Source organism: Caulobacter segnis (assembly GCF_031454995.1).
Classification (GTDB): domain Bacteria; phylum Pseudomonadota; class Alphaproteobacteria; order Caulobacterales; family Caulobacteraceae; genus Caulobacter; species Caulobacter segnis_E.
In genome coordinates this window covers 846,595-869,618 of sequence record NZ_JAVDRV010000001.1, presented here as the reverse complement: position 1 = coordinate 869,618, position 23,024 = coordinate 846,595, and the positions used below count along the sequence as shown (strand labels likewise).

The 23,024-nt window shown below is 64.0% G+C and carries 17 protein-coding genes; 9 read left to right on the top strand and 8 right to left on the bottom strand.

Features of this window, described 5'->3' with window-relative positions; genetic code table 11:
- Positions 1-458: 458 nt before the first annotated feature.
- From J2728_RS03945 to J2728_RS03925, 5 genes are all read right to left on the bottom strand, one after another.
- Positions 459-2,018: a DUF2326 domain-containing protein gene (locus J2728_RS03945; RefSeq protein WP_309996631.1), complete on the bottom strand. Its 1,560-nt coding sequence runs from the start codon at positions 2,016-2,018 to the stop codon at positions 459-461.
- Between the two features lie 176 nt (positions 2,019-2,194).
- On the bottom strand, positions 2,195-2,440 hold the full coding sequence (locus J2728_RS03940) for an ABC-three component system middle component 6 (protein WP_309996629.1): 246 nt from the start codon (positions 2,438-2,440) through the stop codon (positions 2,195-2,197).
- Positions 2,437-3,369 (bottom strand): ABC-three component system protein, encoded by a 933-nt coding sequence (locus tag J2728_RS03935; protein ID WP_309996626.1) that lies wholly within the window; start codon positions 3,367-3,369, stop codon positions 2,437-2,439. Before J2728_RS03935 ends, J2728_RS03940 begins: the two co-directional genes overlap by 4 nt.
- Positions 3,370-3,474: 105 nt before the next feature.
- Complete coding sequence (locus J2728_RS03930) at positions 3,475-4,269, bottom strand: DUF2971 domain-containing protein (RefSeq protein ID WP_309996625.1); 795 nt, start codon at positions 4,267-4,269, stop codon at positions 3,475-3,477.
- 7 nt (positions 4,270-4,276) lie between these two features.
- On the bottom strand, positions 4,277-5,455 hold the full coding sequence (locus J2728_RS03925) for a hypothetical protein (protein WP_309996622.1): 1,179 nt from the start codon (positions 5,453-5,455) through the stop codon (positions 4,277-4,279).
- A gap of 299 nt (positions 5,456-5,754) precedes the next feature.
- Here J2728_RS03925 and J2728_RS03920 point away from each other — a divergent pair, with 299 nt between their 5' ends.
- The 4 genes from J2728_RS03920 (at position 5,755) to J2728_RS03905 (ending at position 14,289) form a co-directional block, all read left to right on the top strand.
- Positions 5,755-6,846 carry a PIN domain-containing protein gene (locus J2728_RS03920; protein WP_309996619.1) on the top strand — a complete coding sequence of 364 codons (1,092 nt, stop codon included), beginning with the start codon at positions 5,755-5,757 and terminating at the stop codon, positions 6,844-6,846.
- A gap of 26 nt (positions 6,847-6,872) precedes the next feature.
- Positions 6,873-7,490, top strand: a complete 618-nt coding sequence (locus J2728_RS03915; protein WP_309996616.1) for a hypothetical protein — start codon at positions 6,873-6,875, stop codon at positions 7,488-7,490.
- Between the two features lie 75 nt (positions 7,491-7,565).
- On the top strand, positions 7,566-13,661 hold the full coding sequence (locus J2728_RS03910) for a DUF3320 domain-containing protein (RefSeq protein WP_309996614.1): 6,096 nt from the start codon (positions 7,566-7,568) through the stop codon (positions 13,659-13,661).
- 16 nt (positions 13,662-13,677) lie between these two features.
- Positions 13,678-14,289: a BRCT domain-containing protein gene (locus J2728_RS03905; protein ID WP_309996612.1), complete on the top strand. Its 612-nt coding sequence runs from the start codon at positions 13,678-13,680 to the stop codon at positions 14,287-14,289.
- Positions 14,290-14,397: 108 nt separating this feature from the next.
- On the opposite strand, the gene J2728_RS03900 is transcribed toward J2728_RS03905, so the two are convergent.
- The gene (locus J2728_RS03900; protein WP_309996607.1) at positions 14,398-15,351 is read right to left on the bottom strand and encodes an aromatic alcohol reductase; all 954 of its coding nucleotides are present in this window, start codon (positions 15,349-15,351) and stop codon (positions 14,398-14,400) included.
- 18 nt (positions 15,352-15,369) lie between these two features.
- Between J2728_RS03900 and J2728_RS03895 the strand changes: the two genes are divergently transcribed.
- Positions 15,370-15,873 (top strand): winged helix-turn-helix transcriptional regulator, encoded by a 504-nt coding sequence (locus tag J2728_RS03895; RefSeq protein WP_309996605.1) that lies wholly within the window; start codon positions 15,370-15,372, stop codon positions 15,871-15,873.
- A gap of 171 nt (positions 15,874-16,044) precedes the next feature.
- Here J2728_RS03895 and J2728_RS03890 read toward each other — a convergent pair whose 3' ends face one another.
- Positions 16,045-16,605, bottom strand: coding sequence for a TetR/AcrR family transcriptional regulator (locus J2728_RS03890; protein ID WP_309996603.1), 561 nt, complete (start codon positions 16,603-16,605; stop codon positions 16,045-16,047).
- An 81-nt stretch (positions 16,606-16,686) separates the two neighbouring features.
- On the opposite strand from J2728_RS03890, the gene J2728_RS03885 reads away from it, so the two are divergent.
- Entirely contained in the window at positions 16,687-17,739 is a 1,053-nt protein-coding gene (locus J2728_RS03885; RefSeq protein WP_309996601.1) for an aldo/keto reductase, read from the top strand.
- A 143-nt stretch (positions 17,740-17,882) separates the two neighbouring features.
- Here the strand turns inward: J2728_RS03885 and J2728_RS03880 are convergent, their stop codons facing one another.
- Positions 17,883-18,815, bottom strand: a complete 933-nt coding sequence (locus J2728_RS03880) for a LysR family transcriptional regulator (RefSeq protein WP_309996598.1) — start codon at positions 18,813-18,815, stop codon at positions 17,883-17,885.
- 92 nt (positions 18,816-18,907) lie between these two features.
- On the opposite strand from J2728_RS03880, the gene J2728_RS03875 reads away from it, so the two are divergent.
- From J2728_RS03875 to J2728_RS03865, 3 genes are all read left to right on the top strand, one after another.
- Positions 18,908-19,741, top strand: coding sequence for an SDR family NAD(P)-dependent oxidoreductase (locus tag J2728_RS03875; RefSeq protein WP_309996595.1), 834 nt, complete (start codon positions 18,908-18,910; stop codon positions 19,739-19,741).
- A 154-nt stretch (positions 19,742-19,895) separates the two neighbouring features.
- The gene (locus tag J2728_RS03870; protein WP_309996593.1) at positions 19,896-21,317 is read left to right on the top strand and encodes an MFS transporter; all 1,422 of its coding nucleotides are present in this window, start codon (positions 19,896-19,898) and stop codon (positions 21,315-21,317) included.
- Between the two features lie 127 nt (positions 21,318-21,444).
- A complete protein-coding gene (locus J2728_RS03865; RefSeq protein WP_309996591.1) occupies positions 21,445-22,197 on the top strand; it encodes an SDR family oxidoreductase in 753 nt (250 codons plus the stop codon).
- Positions 22,198-23,024: the final 827 nt, after the last annotated feature.

The window sequence follows — 23,024 nt, the reverse complement described above, 5'->3', positions numbered from 1 at the left end:
CTTGGCCTGACTCTTCGCTGACCTTGGGAAGGTCTGCTTTCTGGTCGTGATCAATGGGCCGACGACGTGGATCCTGGAACGGAGACATCTGACTCTAAGGCGAAGTTCACAATGACCGCTGTTCGGCACCTTCCTCGGCACCAGTGCTGTGCGGACATGCCGTTGCTCAACTCGACGACGGACCCCGGCGCGTGGCAGCTTAAGCTTTGGTGAGGGTATTGACCGGATCTGATCGGCGACGGTGTGGTTGCACGCAGGGGGCAGGAGACACCAAGGCGCTCATGGCCGATCCGCGCGACCTTGCGGGCGGCCACGCTGGGCCTGGGCACCAGCAACCCGCGCGCAGGAAGATGGGCTACCAGTCGTTCGTGCCCGCCTCCCGACCCCAAGGCGCGACGGGTGTGTAGTTGGGGGGCGCTTTCTAGACCCAACTCGAGCCTCGAGCAGGCCAGCTCCCACTAGTCGAAGCGGATGCCAAACAGCCCGCCATCGGGCTCATCCGACAGTCGCGGCTCCACGACATAGGATGCAAGCGCCTCTCCCGACTCGATCTCGGCGCGCTGCAGCTCGTCGGAGTTCAAGGTGACAATGTATTGGACGCCCGTCTCCTGCGCCAATCGGGCGCCAAGCGCGAGCGCCTTGCCAAATTGACGCCCGTCCACGGGCTCGAACAGATGGCTGTCGTGGATCAGGAAGCCAGGCCCCATGCCCCGTCGCGCGCAAAGCGTGGCAATGGTCCAGTCGAAGCAGAAGATTTCCATGCTCATGACCCCCGCGCTGTTATCCGAAGGCGTCGAGGGAAGGAACTTCAGTCCCGCGTCGGTGGCGGAGATCGCAAGCTCGCCGGGTCGTTCGTACAGGCGCTGCGAGATCGACGAAAACGTCTTGCTGGCGTCGTCGACGATCGACGACCGCTCCCGGCGATCGGCTCTGAGCGCGCGAATGGCCTCGTCGATGTCCCTTTCGAGGGCCTCGCCCCGTTCGTCTAGGCTTCGGGCCTCGGCCAGGCGTCCTTCGAGATTGCGCACCTCGGCCTCCCGCGCCGACAGCTCGTCGCGCAACGCCAACAACTCCTCGGCCGGCCCGCTGACTCGAAGCGAGGCCGTGATGGAGCGGCGACGGGCCTCCACGCTCTCACGCAAGGCCGCCCGGATCTGGATGCGCCGCCGCGCCGCCTCGATCTCGCTTGTCAGGTGCTCGCGCCGGTTTTCCACCAAGCGGGCATGGAATTGGGCGACCTCGTCGTAGCGTCGCGCCACCAGGTCGGGGAACACCACGTTGGCCTCCCCAAACAAGCTCTCGAGGTTGGTGGGCGCGAGCGGTTGCTCGGCGCCAAGCGCGCGAAGATTAAGCTCGATCACCTCCTGATCGAGCACGTCGGCGTCCGACAAGTCCCGCGCCTCCTGGTGAAGGCTCGATAGCTCGCGCTCGAGTTCACGAAAGGCGGGCAGGACGTTGAAGGTCTCGATCTTCTCCCTGAGGGTGTCGCTGGCCAACGACGCTGCGGCGATACGCGCGGAAAGCTGAGCCTCAAGGTCCGCCCGCGTGGTTCCGCTCGCGGCTTTGTCCAGATCCCGCAGGACCTTCCGCGCGGCGTCGTTCTGCTTGAGGGCTGCCTTGGCGACGTGAAGCCGACGAACGATCTCGGCGTCCAGGCCGAAGAGATGCGCCAGATTGATTTCGGACGCCGCCGGCGTCTGGGCGCGCGAGGATCGGGCGGGGTGGTCATATCCCCCGTCGCGACGGCGCCGCGCGAAATAGGGCATCATCTGCCTGAAGCTGGGCCCGCCAGGACCCTGCTTTTCCCCAAGCTTGAACCAGTCCTCGCCAAGCTCTTGTGCCAGCGCGCTCGTCGAGAGTTGCCCGGCCTTGCCCCGGACCCGGCGTTGGACGACGCTCGGATTGCACAGCGAACGATCCACGCCCAAGCCGACGCCGACGGGCCCGCTAAATTCGCCGCTGAACGCCCAGTCGGCGAGGGCGTCGGCCTTCAACGCGCCTTCGGCGCGGCCGGCCAACAGGAAGTGAACAAGGTCGATGACACTGGATTTCCCGGCGCCATTTCGCGTCCGGCGCTGCTTGACCAGCGACGGAGCGTCGTCCTCGTCGTCGGCGCGATCGGCTAGCAGGATATTGAGCCCCGCGCGGAACGACAGCGCCTTGAACCTCCGATCGCTGGCTTCGAGCGAAAGAATCATGACGGCTGCTTGAGCGAGCGCGCGAGCAAGCCCTGCTCGTCGAAATTCACCAGGCCAATGGTGAAGAGCAGGTCCACGGCTAGCAAGAACCAGCTGTAGGCGATGGGCCGGTTGGCGTTGGCGCCGCGGACCCGATCCCACAGGCTGGACACGGTCTCGGGCTGGGCGAGGAGTTGGAACACCTCGCCAGAGACGGTCAGCAAGGCCCGGTCGGGCGCGATGTTACGGGTCGGAAGGATCATGTGGCGGGCTGCCAGTCGGCAGGAGGACGGTCGAAGATTTCACAGGTTGAGAAGAAATGCGCGACGACCGCAAGCGCGGCGGCCTCTCGCGCCATGTCCGTCGAGCCGCCGCCTGCATAGCCGACCATCGCTCCGAACGCGGCGTCCGGTTCCGCGCCCTCGGCGACGACGGCCTTATAACGAGTCGAGAAGCCATCCGCCATACGCTGCGCCTCGGACGGATCGACCTGGTCGGAAAGGTAGCGCTGAACGTGCGCGGCGCCGGTTTGGCCAACGCTCAGGAACCTTTTGGCCGGCGCGGACAACAGGTTGTACTGGGCCTTGACGTCGATCGGCGGCGGCAGCGAGACGGGCGCCAGATCCGAGTCCGCTTGGTGGCCGCGAACATAGGTCAGCGCTCGACCAATGTTTTCGTAGGTGACGTGGCGCACCATGTCGGCCCTTTGCGGCGGCGCGCCCAGCAAGCGGCGGCGATCCTCGGACGAAAGCGTCTTGGCCAAGGCGATGATGTCATCCCGGGACCAGACCTTGGCCGGAACACCAAGCTTGGTGTCGAGGTCCGCTACGCTCAGGAGGATCTCCGATGGTGTGCGCGAGGCATAAAGGCCCGCCACGAAGGTCCAGGATCGCATCTGGCTGCCCCAATGGGCCTTGGCACCTCTGAAGTCCTCGTCGATCTTCTTGAGCGCGTCGTCCACCTTGGCCTGACCGTAGCGCGGCCCATAGAGCTGGAATACCCGGCCCTCGGACCGACGATAGCCATCGCACTTGAGGTCGCCGCGCGACCCCATCGGGATCGTGGCCTGAAAGTCGTCGCCCCAGGCGGCCTTGGCGATGGCCGCGAAGAAGGATTCGAAGGCGTCGCCGTCGATCTCGCTCAGCCTCACCTTGAGCGCCATCTCCTGCCAAGCCCAGTCGAGGTCATCCACGCTTGGGAACCTTCAGTTGAGTCGTCGACAGTATGACAGGCCTCTCGCCATCGCCCAACGCCACCGTGCGATCCGGTCACGTCGTCGAAGGCCGGGCCTGCCGCTCTAGATTTCCATGGCCTCGGCAACCGTGACGTGATCGCGCGCCTCGATCGTGTGCGCGTCGAGGACAAGCGCGCATTCCAGCCACTTGATGTCGGGATGGACCTTGGAAGCCGCGTAGCGGAGGTCGTCACTTTCCTGCGTGTCGGTCCGGATCCCGAAATGCACCTCCCGAAAGCTTCCAGGTGGCAAACGTAACAAATGGCGCGCTTCGGCACCCTTGCCCTGGACCGACCAGTCGCCCGCCAGGTTTAGGGTGTCGCCATCGTCGGCGACGCCATGGAGGCATTTGGCGACCCGAACTTCCTCCTCGTAGGCCCAGTGGATGGGCTTGGTCAGGAAGAGGCGCTGCAGTCGCTCGAAATTGGCGTTGTCGAAGCCGATGACTTCGCCGACCGAACGCGGTTCATGGCCCGAGAAAAAGAGCCAGTCAGGACGCCTGGATGCGTAGACCACCGAACCAAACTGAGCGGGGATCAGGTTGTTTATCGGATTGGTCAGTCCGGCGCTCGTTGCGTCGATGCCAATGGCCACGCCGCGATGGCTGTCGGCGTAGTGTGCCCACATCAGGGGATTGGTGGGCGTCCGGGTCAGGCAAAGAAGGCCTGTTCGTCCACGCCAGTCCATCTCCCGTGTCATCCGGGCCAACACTTCCGCAGGCTCGAACTCCTGCGGATAGGACGGATACCGCGGCGTGTCGAAGGGGTCGTTGAAGCGATCGCAACGGCTGAACTGCAGCGTGCTGGTCGCTAGGACGATTTTGGCCAGCTCGAACGACATGTATTTGTAGAGGATCATCGCCGCCTCAGCCGTGGAAGGCGATCTGGTCGAGGGTGAGGATGACCTGCAAGGCCCGGGTCATCGTGTAATCCTCGGCTTCCACCGCGCCATGCCCGACTGCGTGCCGAGAGCCGGCCGCGCGACGGTCGCCGGGCGCGAAGCCGACATAGGTGTAGTCCTTCAAGTATCTTCCGAACTCGACGGGGAAGAACAGGGTATCTTTGCCGCCCGCGTGTTGTTCGGCGGTCTCCAGGACAAAGGCCAGGAGCTTTTCGATCCTGTGGGTGCGTTCGCCCTTGGCGGTATGGTAGCCAGCGGCCATCACGCCTTCGATCTCGCTGAGCAGGATCTTGATCACGGCAACCGGATCTTGCCGCTTGAAGGCGTCGATCGCCGACCGGAGGATCGCTGCCTTGGCCTCGAGCACGGCTCGCTCCATCCAGCGCGCGAAGAGACGTTCAAGTCGCGCGTCATCGAACTTCGCGATCAGCGCGGCCTCGGTGTCGGCCAGGTCCCAGCCAGCCTGCTGAGCCAGGAGGAGTGTCTTGAACTCGCCGCTCATCAGCTCCAGGAACGGAAACCACCCCTTCGACACCAGACCTTCGAAGGTCGGCTGGTCAGCGAGCGCGGCATAGAGATCGGCGTACTTCATGCGCCGGTAGAGCGATCCCAGCGTCTTTTGGGCAGCCTCGATCGATAGCTCGCCGCCCCGATGCCGGTCGACGTCGAAGAAGAGGGCAAAGCGCCAGCCTTCTCGGAAGAGACAAAGGATACGGTCATTGGGCCCGACCTCGACGAGAGGAAACCACATGCCCGTGATGTCGGCCACGTCGTGCTCGAACAGAACCGAGCCCGCTGGGATGGGGCCGGGCCGTTTCAGCGCCGTCTGCATCGTCACTGCCGCAGTGTCGGCCCAGACCTCGCCGCTATCATCGGGTCTGAGCACCAGGAGGACCGTGTCGGCGCGGGCCAACGACACCGACCCGCCGGACCGGCTCACCGCGAGCTCGATCGCGGCTGCGAGGTTGGGCACGATCTGATGGAACAGAGCCTCGTCGGAGGTGAGCGCCAGCTGGGTCCAGACCGACGCGCTCTCGCCACCACGGCAAGCCTTAGCGTTCACGCCGGCGAAATTGAATTCGGTGATCCGGATCGGCTCACCCATGTTGCGGAACATGCCAAGTCGCAGTGTCTGTTCGCTCATCCGCCGAGCTTAGCAGTCGCGCCTACCGGGAAAAGCCTGGAACTTCACCCACAGCACGCTGACCGTCCACGGCGCAGCCACGCCCTTCGATTACCGCAACGAAAACATACTCTTCAAGGTCGCCGAACCCAATCTCAATCCCCTTGCCAAGCTCGCGTGAAAGAAGCTGACTGCGGATTGAGATTAGCGCCCTGGTAGGTCGCCGAGACGGCTTGCGGACGAGCGACTCCGCGCGATCGTAGACTAAGTTACCTATCTGATATTCATCGCCCAGGGTCGCCCCCTCCCAGGATCCCGCCATGGCCTACGCCGCATTCTCAATCGACAGCAATATTCTCTACAAACGCATCCACGATCTGAACCGAGGACTGCTGGCCGAGCTTGGGCAATTCAAGACCGCGTCTGTGCCATTTCTCCTGAGCGACGTCGTCCGGCGTGAGCTCCATCGTCGCGCGCTCGAGCAAGCCCAAGAAAGCCACGTGACGGTCATGGCGGCGCTGGAGGAGGCTCGTGGAAAGCGACTTGCGCCGATCGCCACGATCGAAGCGCTCCAAGCCAGTCTCGTGACGCCTGAAACCTCGGCGCAGGCGGCCATCGACACGCTGATCGCCGTAACCGGCGCCACGCCATTACCCGACAGCTTGGCCGACATCGCCGAGGTAACGCGCCGGTATTTCGATGTTGTGCCGCCGTTCGAGCCGCGAAAGAAGGACGAGTTTCCCGACGCGATCGCCTTGTCGGCGCTCGAAGGCTGGGCCAAGGCAAACGGTCCAGTCATGGTCATCTCGGGTGACGGCGGCTGGAAGGCCTTCGGCGAAATCTCCAAACATCTTGATGTCGTCGATCTCAAGAAGGCGTTGGCCGAACTCCAGTCCCAAGAACAGCGCGAGACCGCCGTGCGTCTGCTGACGACGCTGGTGGAAGCCATGATCGGCGGTCACGCGCCGGACCTGAGGGCGGAATTCGACCTCTTGACCGAGGGGCTACTGGAGAACCTCGAGCTTGAGATCGAGGCGACCTCGCGGTTCTATTTCGAGGAGGAGCTGACCGGGATCACGATCGACGACTGGGGCATCACCGGCGTGGCCGACGGTGAGGAATTCGACCTGACTGTCGTGGGCGTCGAGGAATCCAAGACGATCTTCACCCTGCCCATCTGGGCCGAGCTGACGGTTAGTGCGACGTTCTCGCTTCAGCACTTCGACAACGTCGATCGTGAATACGTCACCATGGGGCGCGAAAATCTCAACGCCAGCATCACGATCATCGATGATCTTGTCGTCACGCTCGATGGTCCGCTGGACGAGCCAGACCAAGTCACCGTCGACAGAGTGGAACTCGCCAACGCCGCGCCCCTCGTCCGCTTTGGCGAGATTGAACTCGGTGATTAGAACCAGCAACAGAGGCTAGCCGCGACATGCCCGCGATCGGCGAAACAGAATGGCGTGAGCATGCCGCCTTAGTCGGCGAGGTGACGCTGGCCTGGAACCATACCGTTCACCAGCTGCTGCGGATCTTCTGTCACCTGACGGGCCTAGAAGACCCGTTAGCCAGTGCGATCTTCTTCAGTCACAAGTCCGACGCGGCCCAGCGCGGCATGGTCAAGATCGTGGCGCAAGTTGTGGGCCTGACCCAAGATGACCTCGTCAAACTCACGAAGCTGCTCAAGCGTCTCGAAGAGGTCTCGTCCAATCGCAATCTCGCCGCTCACACGATCTTCGGCGTGACGATGTTCGATCCCGAGACGAACCTCTGGGGTCCCAAGGTCGTCCCGGCGCTGATGGGGCAGGACAAACGACTGGAGCCCGACTTCGCCGCGCAGTTTCGCCGCGCCGAACGTACGCTCAAGACAATCTATGATGATCTCGAATACTGGCTGATCCATACGCCGTTCCCGCCGAGGGCCTGGGGCGCGCCGCCGTTTCCGAAAGCTTTCGAGGCGAACCTCGCCGCGGCTATTGCCGGCGCCGAGGCTGAAATGGCGCCGCCCCTCGACACCTCGATCGACGACCGCCTGGCCGATCCGTCCGTCTAGGCTATGCTCAATTTGCGGTTAACCCTCTAGACGATGCACCTCGCCCCCGTAGAGTGAAACACAACGGGGGCGAATATGACTGATGTTGCTGCAACTGCTGCGGGCGAGCGCCAATCGGTGTTCGAAAGCGATCTTCCGCTGGATGCGAAGCTGGAGCGCGCCAGGACGGAGCTGCTAGATCTCTCAGCCCGCAACCGACTTCTGAACATTCCGCGTTCGGCAAAGAGCGCCAAGACGCTCGAGGTGATCGACGAGCGCACGGCCGAGGTCTTCCGACTGCTGGTCAAGGATGGAAAGGCCTTCACCTTCCTGGCCGGCAAAGGCGCGACGACCGAGCAGGACGATGATGAAATTGAGCTCGCGGAGTTGGCACAGCCCGAGGACGACGGGGTCGATGCACGCGGCGTCGCCAACCGTCATGCGGACACCCGGCTCCAAACCCGGCTGACTCCCGCAGGCCTGCAAAAGAAGCTCCTGGACCTCTATTACGACGCCAGAACCTTGGAAGAGGAGCAGGGCGTCAACATCCTCTTCCTGGCGCTAGGAACTCTGAAGTGGATTGATCCGAACAACGCGACCGCCGTCCGGTATGCGCCGCTCATTCTGGTTCCGGTCGAGCTGGAGCGCGGCAATGCAGCCGAGAAATTCAAGCTGCGAGCACGGCTGGAGGACTTCGCCGCGAACCTGTCTCTGGAAGCCTATCTGGAGCGTGTCCACGGCCTGAAGTTGCCGACGTTCGAGGCGAGCGACGACTTCGACCCGTCCGTCTACGCCGCGGCGGTCGCCGACGCCATCTCCTCGAAGGAAGGGTGGTCCGTCGACTCGGACGATATCGTCCTCGGCTTCTTCTCTTTCGCCAAGTTCCTAATGTACCGCGACCTAGACCCGGCTACCTGGCCGGCGGGCGCGAAGCTGGCCGATCACGCGCTGATCCGCCCTCTGGTGTCTGATGGCTTCCCCGAAGGTGAAGCCCTCTTGTCCGAAGACGAGCCGATCGACGCTCATATCTCGCCGTCGGAGATGATCCATATCGTCGACAGCGACAGTTCTCAGACTTTGGCGGTGGAAGAAGTGCGTCGCGGTCGCGACCTAGTGATCCAGGGGCCGCCGGGCACCGGCAAGTCCCAGACCATCGCCAATGTCATCGCTTCAGCGATCGCCGATGGTAAGACGGTCCTGTTCGTCGCGGAAAAGATGGCCGCGCTGGAGGTGGTCAAGCGCCGCTTGGACTCCGCGGGCGTCGGCGATGCCTGCCTCGAACTGCACAGCAACAAGGCCAACAAGCGCGCCGTCCTCGAAGAACTTCGTCGGACCTGGGAACTGGGCGCGCCGAAGGCCGAAAATCTGGATGCACTGAACGCGCGCCTGACGGACGCTCGGGATCAACTGAACACGCACGCGGAGCGGCTGCATAGGCCGCTGGGCGCGTCGCAACTGACGCCTTACGAGGTGATCGGCCATCTCGTTCGTCTGCGACAGGCGGGGGTCAAGCCGGGCTATCTGCGTCTCGACGGCGTGGAAGCCTGGACCAAGGCGGCGTTCGAGGAGCGTTCACGACTGCTGGGGGAATTGGCCGAACGCGTTCTCGACATTGGCGCGCCGGGCGAACATCTGTGGCGTGGCGTCGAACTGGACAGGGCGATGCCGACGGACATTGCCCGGCTGGAAGAGCAGCTGGGGGCGCTGTACCTGCGCCTGGTCGCTATACGCGAAGAGAATGTCGCCATCGCGAGCCTGCTTGAGGCGGGCGAGCCGGAGACGTTGACCGGACTTGAACCCCTGGCGGTCTTGGCGCGCCGTCTCGCCAAAGCGCCGTCGCTCGACGCCGAGGCCTTGGCGTCCGAGATCTGGGACACGCCGAGCGTGGTGCGCGATCTGCTCGCTAACGGCGTCGAGCATACGGCGCTGACAACTCAGCTGGCTCCGATCTTTTCGAGCGAGGCCTGGTCGGTCGATCTGGAGCCGCTGCGGACAGTGCTTGCACCGCTCGACCCGGCCATGTCGAACGAGGCTTTCGATCGGGCCGACGTGATCGTCAGCCGTGTCCCGGCCCTGCTCGAGCAGGGACGCCGGCTTGCCGAGGCGCTAGGACGTCAGGCGCGACCGACAGACGTCAAGGGATTGGCGGATCTGGCCCAGATCGGCGAGCGGGTGGGAGCGGCGCCGGATGCGGATCCGGCCGCTTTCGCCCAGGACCTCTGGAACAGCGGAGTCGAGCGAGCGGCAGACCTCGCAAGCGCGGTTCAAGCCTTGGAAGAAGCGCGTCGCGAGATCGGTGCGGCCCTGAGCGATGCTGGCTGGTCGGCCGATCTGGCAGCGGCGCGCGGCGTGCTCGCGGCCCATGGGTCGTCGTTCTTCAGGCTGTTCAGCGGTGAGTGGCGGGCGGCAGACCGGCTGGTCCGGTCGTTCCTGACCGACCCAAAAACGCCGCTGGCGCGCCAGTTGGCGCTTCTGGACACTCTAGCGCGCGGACAGGCGGCCCTGAAGCTCATCCGGGACGATGCCGAGTTTGGCCGTAGCGCCTTCGCTGGTGACTGGCGAGGAGAGCGGTCGGCGGCCGCGCCGCTTACGGCGCTGGTTGAGTGGATGCGCAGCCTGCGTGGTCTGGGCGCGGAGCCGCGCCTCATCGTCAGCGCCAGCCCGGATCGCCGGCGCATCGCCGATCTTACGGTGGCGCTGGCGCGTGACTTGGATACGCTCCGGACAGAGGTCAATCGGCTCTGGGACGAGGTGGGAAGCGGTCGACGGGAGCTGTTCGGCTCAGCGGAAGAGCCAGCTTTGACCGACCTCGCCGCCTTGGCGCAGGCTTGCGATGTCGTCGTTGGCGCGCACCGGGCTTTGTTGGCGCTGCGCCTTCAGGATGAACCCTCGCTGGCCGTCCGCCTGCGTGATCTGGATGACCTTTCGAAGGGCCAGGGCCGCCGCGCAGCTCTGGTCTCTGCCGACGCGCAAGGGCGGGCGGCGTTCGGGTCTCGATGGCGCGCCGAGGCGTCGGATTGGACCGAGTTTTTTCAGGCGGCGTCGTGGCTGAAAGCTAACGGAGACATTCGCGCGCTGGCCTCGCGGATCGCCGACCGGACTGGACTGACGAGCCGCTGGGAAGCGAGCCTGGCGGCACGGGACGTCTGGGCCGCTGACGTCAGCGCCTTGCTCGACGATCTCAAGGCCAGCGGCGAGGCGGCCGTCGTGGCTGAACATCTGTTGACGACGCCGGTCGCCATCTTGGGCGCCCATCTGGCGGCCTGGCGAGACGGCGGCGAGCGGCTGACGTCCTGGGTGGACTATCGCGCGTGCGCCAAAAAGGCCACCGCACACGGCTTGAGCGACATTGTCGAGCGCCTGCACGATGGCCGGCTCGCGCCCGTCGCCGTGCATGACCACTTCGAACAGGCCTTCTTCGAAGCGGTGCTGGAGCAGCAGGTCGAGGCAGATCCCGAACTGGCGGTGTTCGACGGGGAGATTCAAGGCCGCCGCGTTCGTGAGTTCGTCGATCTAGACCAGCAGCGCATTCGCCTGGCGGCCATGCAGGTTGCGCGGGCGCATCATCGAAAGATTCCCCCTTTGGTCGGCGGCGCGGTCGGCCCGCTGGGCGTCCTGAAAGGTGAAATGGCGCGTAGGCGGGGGCACATGCCGATCCGCCAGCTGATGCAGAAGGCCGCCCCCGCGGTGCAGGCGTTGAAGCCCGTCTTCATGATGAGCCCGCTTTCCGTGGCGCAATTCCTGCCGCCGGGTGAGCTGACGTTCGACCTTCTGGTCATGGACGAGGCCAGCCAGATTCAGCCGGTGGACGCCCTGGGCGCTATCGCGCGCTGCCGGCAAGTCGTGGTGGTCGGCGATCCGCAGCAACTGCCGCCGACGGCCTTCTTCTCAAAGATGACGGGGCAGGCCGACGGAGACGACGACGATGGCGCCGCCAAGGTGGCTGATATCGAGAGCATCCTGGGACTGTTCACGGCGCGTGGACTTCCGATGCGCATGCTGCGCTGGCACTACCGCAGCCGTCACGAGTCCCTGATCGCGATCTCGAACCGCCAGTTCTATGAGAACAAGCTGGTGATCATTCCCAGTCCGTTCACGGCGCAATCTGGACTGGGTCTGCGTTTCCACCATATCAAGGACGGCGTGTTCGAGACCGGCGCCTCTCGCACCAATCCCGTGGAAGCCAAGGCCGTCGCCCAGGCCATCGTCCATCACGCCCGCACCACGCCGGAACTATCCCTGGGTGTGGTCGCCTTCTCGGCGGCGCAACGCAAGGCGGTCATGGAGCAGCTGGAGCTCCTGCGTCGACAGCTGACACCGGCGGACGAGGCCTTCTTCCAGCTTCACCCGACCGAGCCGTTCTTCATCAAGAACCTGGAGAATGTTCAGGGGGACGAACGCGACGTCATCCTGATCTCGATCGGCTATGGACCTACGGCGCTCGGCGCCAAGCCGCCGATGCGCTTTGGGCCCGTCGGACAAGACGGCGGCGAGCGTCGCCTGAACGTGTTGATCAGCCGGGCCAAGCGGCGGTGCGAGGTTTTCGCCTCCCTGACCGACGAGGATATCGACCCTGACTTCGCTTCGACACGCAAAGGCGTGTTCGCGCTGAAACTGTTCATGCACTTCGCTCGCACTGGGCGGATGTCTCTGGCCGAGTCGATCGGCCGTGATAGGCATCCCGTCTTCGAGGCCCAGGTGGCTCAAGCCCTGCACAGCCGTGGCTACCAGGTTCACCAGGACGTGGGCGTGTCGGGCCTGTTCATCGATATCGCCGTCGCCTCGCCGGATCATCCGGACCGATATCTTTTGGCCATCGAGTGTGACGGGCCGTCCTACAAGGGCGCGCGTTCCGCGCGTGACCGCGATCGCTTGCGCCGCAGCGTTCTGGAGAGCCAAGGCTGGATCGTTCACCGCATCTGGAGCGGCGACTGGTTCAAGCGTCCGCAGGAGCAGCTCGAGCGAACCATAGCCGCCATCGAAGCCGCCAAGGTCGAGTTGGTTCGCGATGGCGCGGCCGCGGCGCGTCTTGCGCCCTACGAGATCATTTCCGTGGAGCGCGAGGACGTCACGGAAATGGGGCTGGCAGGCGTCGCCGAAGAGGCGGCTCTTTCGCAACCCTATGTCGAGACGGTCGTGACGCGCCCAGCCCATGTCTTCGGCGACATCCATGAGACGCCGACGGGGGTCCTGTCACAACTGGCGGAAGCCGTGGTTCAAGGCGAAGGGCCCATCCACTTCGACGAAATCGTCGTGCGCATGCGCACCGCCTGGGGCGCCGGCCGGGCAGGCGGTCGAATTCGCGATGCGATACGCCGCGCCGTCGACACTTCGACCCGCATGGGCCGGATCGTGGCGGAAGGAGAGTTCTTCTCGACGCCAGGCGCCGATATCCTCGTGCGCGACCGTGGCGAGGCGGCTTCACCGACACTGCGTCGGCCCGACATGCTGCCGCCCGCCGAGATCGAAGCTGCGTTGGTCGATGTGGTGTCCAGAAACTTCGGCGCCACCGAGGACCAAGCCATTCAGGCCGTCTCGCGAGCCTTCGGCTTCAAGGCGACCAGCACCCAGCTGCGTGACGTGCTCGGCGTCGTGGTCGAGCGCGCGCTCGAAAAGGGCGTTCTCGCGCGACGGGATACGTTGATCGAGGTCGGTCCTAATGCGCCCGAGCCGAAGCGGGAGCCTGAAAGGCCCGCGCTGGAAATGCTGATCGCGGAAGGGGAAGGCGAACGGTTGGAGTTCAAGGAAACACTGCGCTGGGATCTACGCCAGGGCCTTGTGAACAAGAAGCTGGAAGACAGCGCCATGAAGGCGATCGCCGCCTTCAGCAATCATAGCGGCGGCGTTCTACTGATCGGGGTTCGGGACGACGGGACCATTCGAGGGATCGGTCAAGACCTTGCTTGCTTCGGCGGCGTCCGAGACAAATTCGAGCTGTACCTAACAGATCTTATAAAGCATCGCTTTTCGGAGAGCTTCAGGGCTGGATGCGTTTCCGTCAGCTATCCGATGCTGGGTGACAAGTTGGTTTGTCGCGTCGATGTCAAACGATCCCGGACGCCCGTCTACCTCGCGTTGTCGGAGGGGAATGGCCCAGCGACCAAGCGGTTGGTCGTACGCGCCGGCGCGTCGTCGCCAGAGATCCCCTTGGATCAGGTCGCAGCGTACGTGCGGGATCACTTCGCGCACTAATCATTGGAAATCGGGGATGACGATGGACGACGAACTTCTCAATCGCTTCGGCGGTGATCGGATTGCCTCGCGTCAGATCGACGAGCTGGTCGGTCTCACGCGTGGCGTGGCGGCAGACGGCGATATCAATCAGGCGGAAGCCGAGTTTCTTCAGAAGTGGCTCGCGGCCAACATCGCCATCAGCCAGCAGCCGCTCATCCGGACGCTTTATGAGCGTATCAATGAAGCTCTGGCGGACGGCGTCTTGGACGATGAGGAAAAGGCGTCGTTGCTGGAAACGCTGGGCAGCTTCTCAAATCGTGACTTCGAACTGGGAGAGGTTCTGAAGTCATCAACGCTTCCGCTGTGTGATCCGCCGCCCACGCTGTCCTTTACGGGCAGAACCTATTGTTTCACGGGGACCTTCATCTACGGCCAGCGCAAAGCCTGCGAACGCGCCGTCGTCGAGCGTGGCGGTGTGAGTGGCGGGCTTAGCCGCAAGACCGAGGTGCTCGTGATCGGCGCCTACGCGACCGATTCCTGGAAGCATTCGAGCTTCGGCAACAAGATCTTGCAGGCCAGTGAATGGCGAGACGAGGGAAAGCCGATCTCGATCGTTTCTGAGGAACATTGGACACGGCACCTATGAGGTAAGGTTGCCGGCTCGCGTCGCCGACCAAGGCCTGAATGTCGTGTTCCTGGAGATGCGCCAACGGCAGCTCATGGCGCAATCCAGCTCCACCGCCGCCAAGCTTGGCTATGCGTCTGGAGGCGTTATTAGGTTTGCGCCGATCCACGTCGTCACATCGGTCACCGGGATCGCCTGCCGCGCGTTGAAGGTTCCAGCCTTGTCCCAGGCAACCCCGCGCCCGATCGCGAAGGCCGCGCGATACTTGCGCATCATGTTCCCCGGATCGCGCGCCAGTTCCTCCATCAGGAAGGGGACGGTCCATTCCGAGCGACCGAAGGGACGATCGAGCAAGGCTTCCAGCTTATCCGCCACCTCTCCGTAGGTGACGGTGTCGCCGGCCAGGAACACGATCTCGTTTCGAATGGTCGGCTCGAAGAATACGATCTCGGCGGTCAGCTTCCCGATATCATCGGGCGTCGTCAGGGTGACGGCGGTGTCGAAGCTGCCCAGGGCGCGAACCGCGCTGTTTTCCAGATCGACGACGCCGAAGTCCGGTTCGAACAAATAGCTCATGAACATCCCGGTTGAGATGATGACCCACTCGGTCTTGTCTTGCGAACGGAGCAGTTCACGAACGTCGAGCTGCGCGTCGAAGATGTCCTGCGGGCCGCCGCGACCGATCGCTTCGAAATCGACGCCGAACTGCCAGGGGAAATAGCGGGGAATCCCCGACTGCAACGCGGCCTTTGCCAGCTTCATGGGCGTGTCGATCCCGGCGGCGTAACCCGCGCAGCCGATGACGGTGTCATACCGCGCGAAGACCGACGCGAGTTCGTCGATAGAGCTCTTCACCAGGTCGCCCACGACGATTTCGATTCCCAGATCGCGGATCTCGTCGATATCGCGCTTCTTGCTCGGCTCTTCGGACGCGACGGCGCTGGCGCGCAGGAGCACGCTGATCTTGGCGCCGTCGATAGACTTGGCGCGGCGCGCCAGATTGCGCAGGACCGGCATCCCCAATTCTCCCGCGCCGAGCACAAGGATGTTTCGAGACTTCACGGCGGAGACGGCGTCATTCATCGTTGGTACCTTCCAGGAGTGGTTGCCGCCCTGATCTGGCAATCCATTGGCAAGATCGAAAGAAGGTACACGCGTGATACCGGGGTCAGATCGTTGAACCGCGACGAGGTTCTCAAGTACTCCCAGACCATCTGCGACGGCCTCAGGGACGACGATGACGGGGTACGGCGGGAGGTGCTGGCGCATGCTGGCAGTCGCTGGTCGCTCGGCGTCATTCATACGCTCGGGGTGTATGGTCAGCTGCGCCATGCGGACATTGGCCGACGCATGCATGGCGTCACCCAGCGGATGTTGACGCGCACGCTTCGCCAATTGGAGCGCGACGGATTGGTGATCCGACACGACTTCGACGAAGTGCCGCCTCACGTCGAGTATCAGCTGTCCGATACGGGCATGGAGCTGTTGGTGCGGATGGTGCCGCTATGGACCTGGATCGTTGAGAACGCAGACAGCTTCCGAACGGCGAGGGAGGCATTTGATAAGAGCAATCTTGTCCAAACATCCCAGTTGGCGGGAAGCTGATACTCTCGAAGTCCGCCGATCTCGCGCGTGCGGCCGCCCTCATCGCGCGATCTCGCGGCGCTGCTTTGATCCCGCTTGTCGCCCGCAGCAGATCGATCTGCTGCGCTGGCCCTTTCGCGATGACCCGCGACGAATGAGTTGGGCAAGCTCTGAGGCTGGAGTCCGTGCCCTTTAAGGATTCGTCTTCATGCCTCTGAAGACTAATTCAAGAAGCCGCGCCGTTCGCACTTTTCCTGCCGTGTCTGGCGGGATCTGCCAGAGGAAGCTCACGAGCATCAGAAAATCCATCGCCGTAACGCCAGGATGAATGTCGCCGGAGTTTTCGCAAGCCCGAAGCAGCTCGGTAACAGCAGCCAGAAGCGGTCCGTAGAAATCCTGAAGCTCGCGATCGGAGGGCGGCGATTTGAGCAGCGCCGAGACGCCATGCTTCTCCCTGCCAAATTCGGCAAGTTGCTCGCACCAAATCCGGAAGGCAGCCAGCGGTCGATGTCTCCCAAGAAGGCTCGGGGCCAATTCGACGAGCGTTTCTATCTGCCGGCTGTAAACGGCCTGAACCAGAGCCTCGCGAGTAGGATAGTGCCGGTAGAGCGTGCCGGCGCCCACTCCCGCGCTCTTGGCGATCGCGTTCAGAGACACGTTCGGGTCGGCGGCGAACGCCGCGCGCGCTACTTCCAAAATACGGTCTCGGTTGGCCTGAGCATCGGCGCGCAGGGAAGAATTCAGATCGGGCATGAAATCTATTGACGAAACGGAGAGTTCTCCGGTTATAAAAGTGGAGAGCTGTCCGCTTATGGTTCCACCTGGAGACTTCTCATGCAATATAAAAAGCTAGGCCGGTCTGGTCTGGACGTTTCCCCTATTGCCATCGGCTGCATGGGCTTTGGCGATCCCGCTCAAGGCCATCCCCATTGGTCATTGGATGAAGATGCCAGCCGAGCCGTGATCCGCCATGCTCTTGAGGCAGGGATCAACTTCTTCGATACGGCGAACCTCTATTCGAACGGCTCCAGCGAAGAAATCGTCGGGCGGGCGCTCAATGATTTCATCAATCGAGACAGCGTGGTTATCGCAACCAAGATCTCCGCGCCGATGCGCAATGGCCCCAACGCCAGCGGCCTGTCGCGCAAAGCCATTATGACCGAAGTCGATCACTCCCTGCGTCGGCTAGGCACGGACTACATTGACCTCTACCAGATTCACCGTCGCGACCAGCGGACACCCTGGGAGGAAACGCTCGAAGCGCTGCATGATGTCGTGAAGATGGGCAAGGTCCGTTACATCGGCGCGTCGTCGATGATGGCTTGGGAGTTCAGCAAGGCCCTTCATATCCAGAAGGAGAACGGCTGGACCCGATTTGTGTCGATGCAGGACAACTACAACCTGCTGGCCCGCGAGGAGGAGCGCGAAATGCTGCCCCTTTGCGCTGACCAGGGCGTGCAGACGCTGATCTACAGCCCACTCGCTCGCGGTCGTCTGGCGCGGCCATGGGGCCAGACCACGGCTCGCACGAAAGCTGAACCTTCGGGTGCCGCGCAGAACCCGGCGACGGCGCAGAGCGATCAAAAAATCATCGAGGCTGTCGCGACCGTCGCTAGGGAGCGCGCCGTGTCTCAAGCCGAGATCGCTTTAGCGTGGCTGCATCGCAACCCCGTCGTCGGCGCACCGCTCGTGGGCGCCCTGAAGCCGAAACATATTGACGATGCTGTCGCCGCACTCTCGATCAACCTGACTGACGAGGAAGTCGCGAGACTTGAGGCGCCCTATACGCCTCGCTTCGATGGTCAGGGCGTTTCGAACCCGGTTCTTCTCGCCCGCGCTGCTGAAGCCGCCAACGGATTCAAGGCGAGCGTGCCGGCCCTTTTCTGAGCGGCACGGGTGGTGTCCGGACGATCGACCAACAACAAAGGAGCCTGGGTCGGACGTCCCCGTTAGCGCTGGCGGACAATGTCCAGTTTCTGAAGGCGCGCCAAGGTCCGGTCATGGCGCTGCCCCGCCACCAGCGGATTAGCTCAGCCGGTAGACGAAGCGCCTTCGCGTACCGTGTCGATGAAGGCGCGCAAGGCCGGGTTCATCTGTCGTTGCTGGGGAAAGCACAGATGGTGGCCCGGGAAGGGCTCACACCAAGCCTCCAGCATCGGGACGAGCAGGCCGTCGGTGATGGCCTGACGGGCGGTTCGCTCGACGGAGAAGGCGATGCCGACACCGTCGATGGCGGCCTGCAAGGCAATGTCCTTACTGTTGACGACTAGCGGCCCGTCGACCTCGACCTCGAACCAGGAGCCATCCTCGAAGAACTCCCAGCGATAGGGCTGGGCGCGGCCCGGCCAGCGCCAGCGAATACAGCTGTGGGCCAGCAGGTCGCGAGGATGGGCCGGCAAGCCGCGCTCGGCGACATAGCTGGGAGCGGCAACGGGTACTTGGCGCACCGGCGGCTCCAGAGGCACAGCGATCATATCGCGCTCGATCACCTCGCCGATGCGGATGGCGACGTCGAAACCAGACGCCACCGTGTCGACCACCTCGTCATCGACCGTTATGTCCAAGACGACCTCCGGATAGGCCCGGTGGAACGTGGGCAGGATCGGCTGGACGTAGAGATCGGCGGCCGAGCGGAACACGTGGACCCGAACGGTCCCTGACGGGCGCTCTTGATAAAGACGGGCCTGCCCGATCGCTTGGCTGAGCTCGGCCACGGCCGGCGCGACGCGGCGAAGCAGGGTCTCGCCGGCCTCGGTCAGGGAAACGCTGCGCGTGGTGCGGTTTAGCAGGCGGACGCCGATCCGGTCTTCGAAGACGCGCACGATCTGGCTGAGGGCCGACGGCGTGACGCCCAGCGCTTCCGCCGCGCGTGTGAAGCTCAAGGCCTGGGCCACCGCCACGAAGGCTCGAAGGTGGGCGAAGTCGCCGCCCGTCAACATCGCGTCAGCTGTCGCCTGGGTCATTCTTTAGTCAGTCTTACAAACTCGATCAGAATTGAGGATATTTTGAAGGGCCTTGCCAGGGCGCACAAGACGCGCCGGACAAGGAGCATGCGATGACGAAGCGTTGGTTCATCACGGGGATTTCGCGCGGGCTGGGTCTCGCGCTCGCCAAGGCGGCGCTGGCGCGGGGCGACACTGTGATCGGCACGACCCGATCGGGAGCGCCGCCGATCGACACGGGGCCGGGGACGCTGCACGTCCTGACGCTAGACGTCACGGACGGCGCGGCGATCGAGCGCGCGGTGGATGATGCCTTCCACCTTGCCGACGGGCGACTGGACGTCGTGGTCAACAACGCCGGCTACGGCCTGCTGGGCGCGCTGGAAGACGCTACGGACGCCGAAGTTGAGCGCCTGTTCGCCACCGACGTCTTCGGCCCGTTCAAGGTGATCCGCGCGGCCCTGCCCAGGCTGCGCATGCAAGAAGAGGCGCGCATCCTCAACATCACCTCGATCGCCGGCCGCGCGCCGGGGGCGGCGTCGGCGCTTTACGCGGCGGCCAAGTTCGCCCTCGAGGGCCTGACGGTGTCGCTGAGCCAAGAGGTTGCGCCGCTCGGGATCAAGCTGACCGCTGTCGCGCCGGGCGCATTCCGGACGGATTTCCTGTCGGCCCACTCGATCAGGCTGAGCGAGACGCGGGCCGAGGGCTATGAGGCCACGGCCGGCAAGGCCACCGCAGCCTTCTCGTCGATGGCGGGCCAGCAGCTCGGCGATCCAGATCGCGCGGCTCAGGCGCTGCTGCGCATCGTCGACGCGCCCGATCCGCCGCTGCATCTGCTGCTCGGATCCGACGCGCTGCGTCGGGCTCGCGCCAAACTCGCGGCGGTCGAGTCCGAGATCGGGGCTTGGGAGAACCTGACGATCAGTACCGACTTCCCGGATGCTTGAGGCGGACGGCATACCCGCTCCGCCGCCTCCGCGCCGCGGCTAATCTGGACCTGCGCCCGCTGCCGCCCGGCTGCCGTCGACTTCGTGACCTCGTCCGAGGTCTGCTCCCGTCGCGACCCATCCCATAAGCCGATAAAGTCGAAAGGAGACGCTCTTGAAGCGCGCCCTGAGCAATGACGTCACTCGGGATCCCCGCAGATGGACTGCCCTGATCGTCCTCTTGGCCGGGGCGTTTCTGCCTCCGCTGGATTTTTTCATCGTCAATGTGGCGTTGCCTTCGATCCGCGCGGACCTCCATGCTTCCACGGCCGTGATGCAGCTGGTCATCTCGGGCTACGCGACCGCCTATGCAGTGATGCTGGTCACCGGCGGGCGGCTGGGCGATCTTTACGGGCGCCGGAACATCTTCCTGATCGGCATGGCGGGCTTTGCTGCCTCATCGGCATTGTGCGGATGGGCCTCGGCCGCCCCGGCCCTAATTGTAGGTCGGATCCTGCAGGGCGTGTCGGCCGCGATCATGGCGCCCCAGGCCCTGGCCTCGATCAATGCGATCTTTCCGGAAGACGAAAAACCGAAGGCCCTGAGCCTGTACGCGATGACCTTTGGACTGGCGTCGATGGCGGGGTTGTTTCTCGGCGGGGCCCTGATCGCGCTCGATATCTTCGGGCTCGGTTGGCGAAGCATATTCCTCGTCAACCTGCCCGTGATCGCGATCGCCGCGCCGGCGGCGCTGTTCCTGGTGAAGGAGACGCGATCGGATCGCCCCAGCAAGCTGGACGTCGGCGGCGCCGTGCTGCTCGCGCTTGGCCTTTTCGCGCTCATCGCGCCGCTGATCGAAGGGCGTGAGCAAGGGTGGCCCTGGTGGGCCTTCGTCATGCTGGCCGCCGCCGTCCCGCTGTTGCTGGCGTTTTGGCGATTTGAGCGAAAGCTGGAGATCGCCGGCGGCGACCCGATCCTGACGCCAAGCCTGCTTCGGGCTCCCGGCCTCATGCGAGGGCTGCTTGCCGCCCTGTTCTTCTACGTCGTCGCGGCATTCTGGCTGATCTTTTCGATCTACCAACAAGGGGGGCTGGGGCGGACGCCTTTCGCCGCCGGGCTGGCGATCCTGCCGGCCGCAGCGGGCTTCTTTCTGGGCCCCTTTGTCAGCGGGCGGGCGCTGAAGGTATTCGGGCGATATGCCGCGGCCGCCGGAATGGGCGTGCAAGCTGGGGGGCTGGCTGCCACGGCGGTTCTCATTTCGGTCGACGCTCCCCGCTTTCTGTTTGTCGCGTTGTTCTTCATCGGCGTGGGGCAGGGGATCGCGCTGCCAAATCTCGTCCAGACCGTTGTTCGTGGGATCGATAAGAGGCAGGCGGGGCTGGCGGCCGGCCTGGTCAATTCGACGTTCCAGATCAGCGCGGCGCTGGCAGCCGCGTTGATCGGCGGCTTGTTCTTCTCGGTGCTTGGATCGGCCACCGACGGTGGATCCTTCGCGCATGCCTACAGCGTCGCGGCCCTTGCGATCGCTACCTGTCTTCTGATTGCCGGATGGCTGTCCAGCGCCCCTGCAGTCCTTGGGAAGAGCGACCGGCCGTAACCCGATCAAGCTGTTTGAGGCCTCGCTCAAGTCCTCGTTGCTGTCGAGGAGCGCGTCTCCACATCAGCGGCCGGTAGCCCGCTCTGTCCTGAGCACCGCAGAAACAATTTTGCACAGGAATACAAACATGAACGTCGCCTCTCTTCGTCTCGCGGGCAAACGCGCGCTTGTTACCGGTGCGGCCCGAGGCATAGGCGCGGCCATAGCGCTGAAGCTGGCCGAACATGGCGCGGACGTCGCCATCACCTATGAGAAGTCCGCGGAAAAGGCCGAGGCTCTCGTCGCTGAACTTCACGCCTTGGGTCGCAAGGCTGTCGCCATCCAGGCCGACGCCGCGAGCAGCGACGCCGCCAAGGCGGTGGTGAAGCAGACCGTCGCCGACCTCGGTGGCCTCGATATCCTGGTCAATAACGCTGGCGTCCTCTTCGCGGGTGAATTTTCCGAGCAGCCGCTTGAGCAGATCGATCTGCAATTGAACGTCAATGTGCGGGGCGTCTTCCTAATTACCCAGGCCGCGCTGGAGTACATTCCGAACGGGGGCCGCGTCATCAGTATCGGCAGCAATGCGGGCCTGTCTGTTCCGTTCGCCGGCATAGCCGTCTATGCCGCTACCAAATCCGCGTTGGAAAGCTTCACGCGTGGTCTTGCGCGTGAACTGGGACCGCGGGAGATCACCGTCAATCTGGTCCGCCCCGGTCCGATCGACACCGACATGAATCCTGCCGATGGAGCCCTGGCGCCATCCATCCTGCCAAGCCTGTCGATCGCCCGCTACGGTCAGGCGAGGGAAGTTGCCGAAGCGATCGCCTTCCTCGCCGGGCCTGGCGCCGCCTACGTTACGGGTTCGGGCATTCTTGTTGATGGCGGCATTAGCGCCTGAACTGCCGCGCGAGAGGCAGCCTCCTCGCGCCATCGGTTGCGCCCTGAAATCCCATACCTCATGCGATCCGCACCTGAGTGTCCGGATCCTGGAGCAGACCTAATGTCCGCAAGTGGCGCTGTCCGGCTGGGGACGGTGGCGCTCAACTCGGTCGGCGCTAACGGCTCTCGGCGGCTCGGCGCGGCGGCAAACACTCGAATTTCCGGCGTTGGTTCTGCGACGCAGCTCGTGCGGCCGCCCATTGCGCCCGACAGCGCGCCTGCTCAAGCGAGGACAGCCTCGCGATCGGAAACCCGCCTCGCGATCGGAAACCCGCCTCGCGGTTGGACGCACCAACCGAACCGTTCACGATAGATCTCGATAACAAGCATGGCCTGTAACTGCTGGTGTCGCGGCGGACGCGGGTGGATCTGTCTAGTTCCCGACCAAGCTTCGCGCCCCTCGGTCGACCTGCGAGATCCAGCAGCGGGACCTTACGAGAGGGGCTCTACCGGCGCTGCGCTACGTTGGCGGGCTGGTCTCCTGCTCGAGCACTTGGCGCTCACACTCTTCAGCAAGGTCTTCCCAGGTTTCGGCCCTGCGAGGATAACGTCACGAATTTTCGCGTCAGGCGCAGCCTTGGCGAGGTCCCGCGCCTCCGAGGCCTGTTCCCGGCAGTCGGACGCCCGCACCGCTGGGTAGCCGACCATAGGCCCGGCAGGCATCCAACCGCGCAATGTTTCGAATAGAGACCTCTTGACGGCTGTTTGCTGTGTCCTAATTCATCCCGTGCTTGCCGGGCGCCGACAGGGCCTGGCCCTGGGGCGCGCAGCTCTCGGCTCAGCGTC

What these genes read in the sequence shown, in the direction of transcription:
- J2728_RS03940 (WP_309996629.1), bottom strand. Translation starts at nt 2,440, where the DNA reads ATGATCCTTCCGACCCGTAACATCGCGCCCGACCGGGCCTTGCTGACC.
- J2728_RS03930 (WP_309996625.1), bottom strand. Translation starts at nt 4,269, where the DNA reads ATGATCCTCTACAAATACATGTCGTTCGAGCTGGCCAAAATCGTCCTA.
- J2728_RS03925 (WP_309996622.1), bottom strand. Translation starts at nt 5,455, where the DNA reads ATGAGCGAACAGACACTGCGACTTGGCATGTTCCGCAACATGGGTGAG.
- J2728_RS03920 (WP_309996619.1), top strand. Translation starts at nt 5,755, where the DNA reads ATGGCCTACGCCGCATTCTCAATCGACAGCAATATTCTCTACAAACGC.
- J2728_RS03915 (WP_309996616.1), top strand. Translation starts at nt 6,873, where the DNA reads ATGCCCGCGATCGGCGAAACAGAATGGCGTGAGCATGCCGCCTTAGTC.
- J2728_RS03910 (WP_309996614.1), top strand. Translation starts at nt 7,566, where the DNA reads ATGACTGATGTTGCTGCAACTGCTGCGGGCGAGCGCCAATCGGTGTTC.
- J2728_RS03905 (WP_309996612.1), top strand. Translation starts at nt 13,678, where the DNA reads ATGACGATGGACGACGAACTTCTCAATCGCTTCGGCGGTGATCGGATT.
- J2728_RS03900 (WP_309996607.1), bottom strand. Translation starts at nt 15,351, where the DNA reads ATGAATGACGCCGTCTCCGCCGTGAAGTCTCGAAACATCCTTGTGCTC.
- J2728_RS03890 (WP_309996603.1), bottom strand. Translation starts at nt 16,605, where the DNA reads ATGCCCGATCTGAATTCTTCCCTGCGCGCCGATGCTCAGGCCAACCGA.
- J2728_RS03885 (WP_309996601.1), top strand. Translation starts at nt 16,687, where the DNA reads ATGCAATATAAAAAGCTAGGCCGGTCTGGTCTGGACGTTTCCCCTATT.
- J2728_RS03880 (WP_309996598.1), bottom strand. Translation starts at nt 18,815, where the DNA reads ATGACCCAGGCGACAGCTGACGCGATGTTGACGGGCGGCGACTTCGCC.
- J2728_RS03875 (WP_309996595.1), top strand. Translation starts at nt 18,908, where the DNA reads ATGACGAAGCGTTGGTTCATCACGGGGATTTCGCGCGGGCTGGGTCTC.
- J2728_RS03865 (WP_309996591.1), top strand. Translation starts at nt 21,445, where the DNA reads ATGAACGTCGCCTCTCTTCGTCTCGCGGGCAAACGCGCGCTTGTTACC.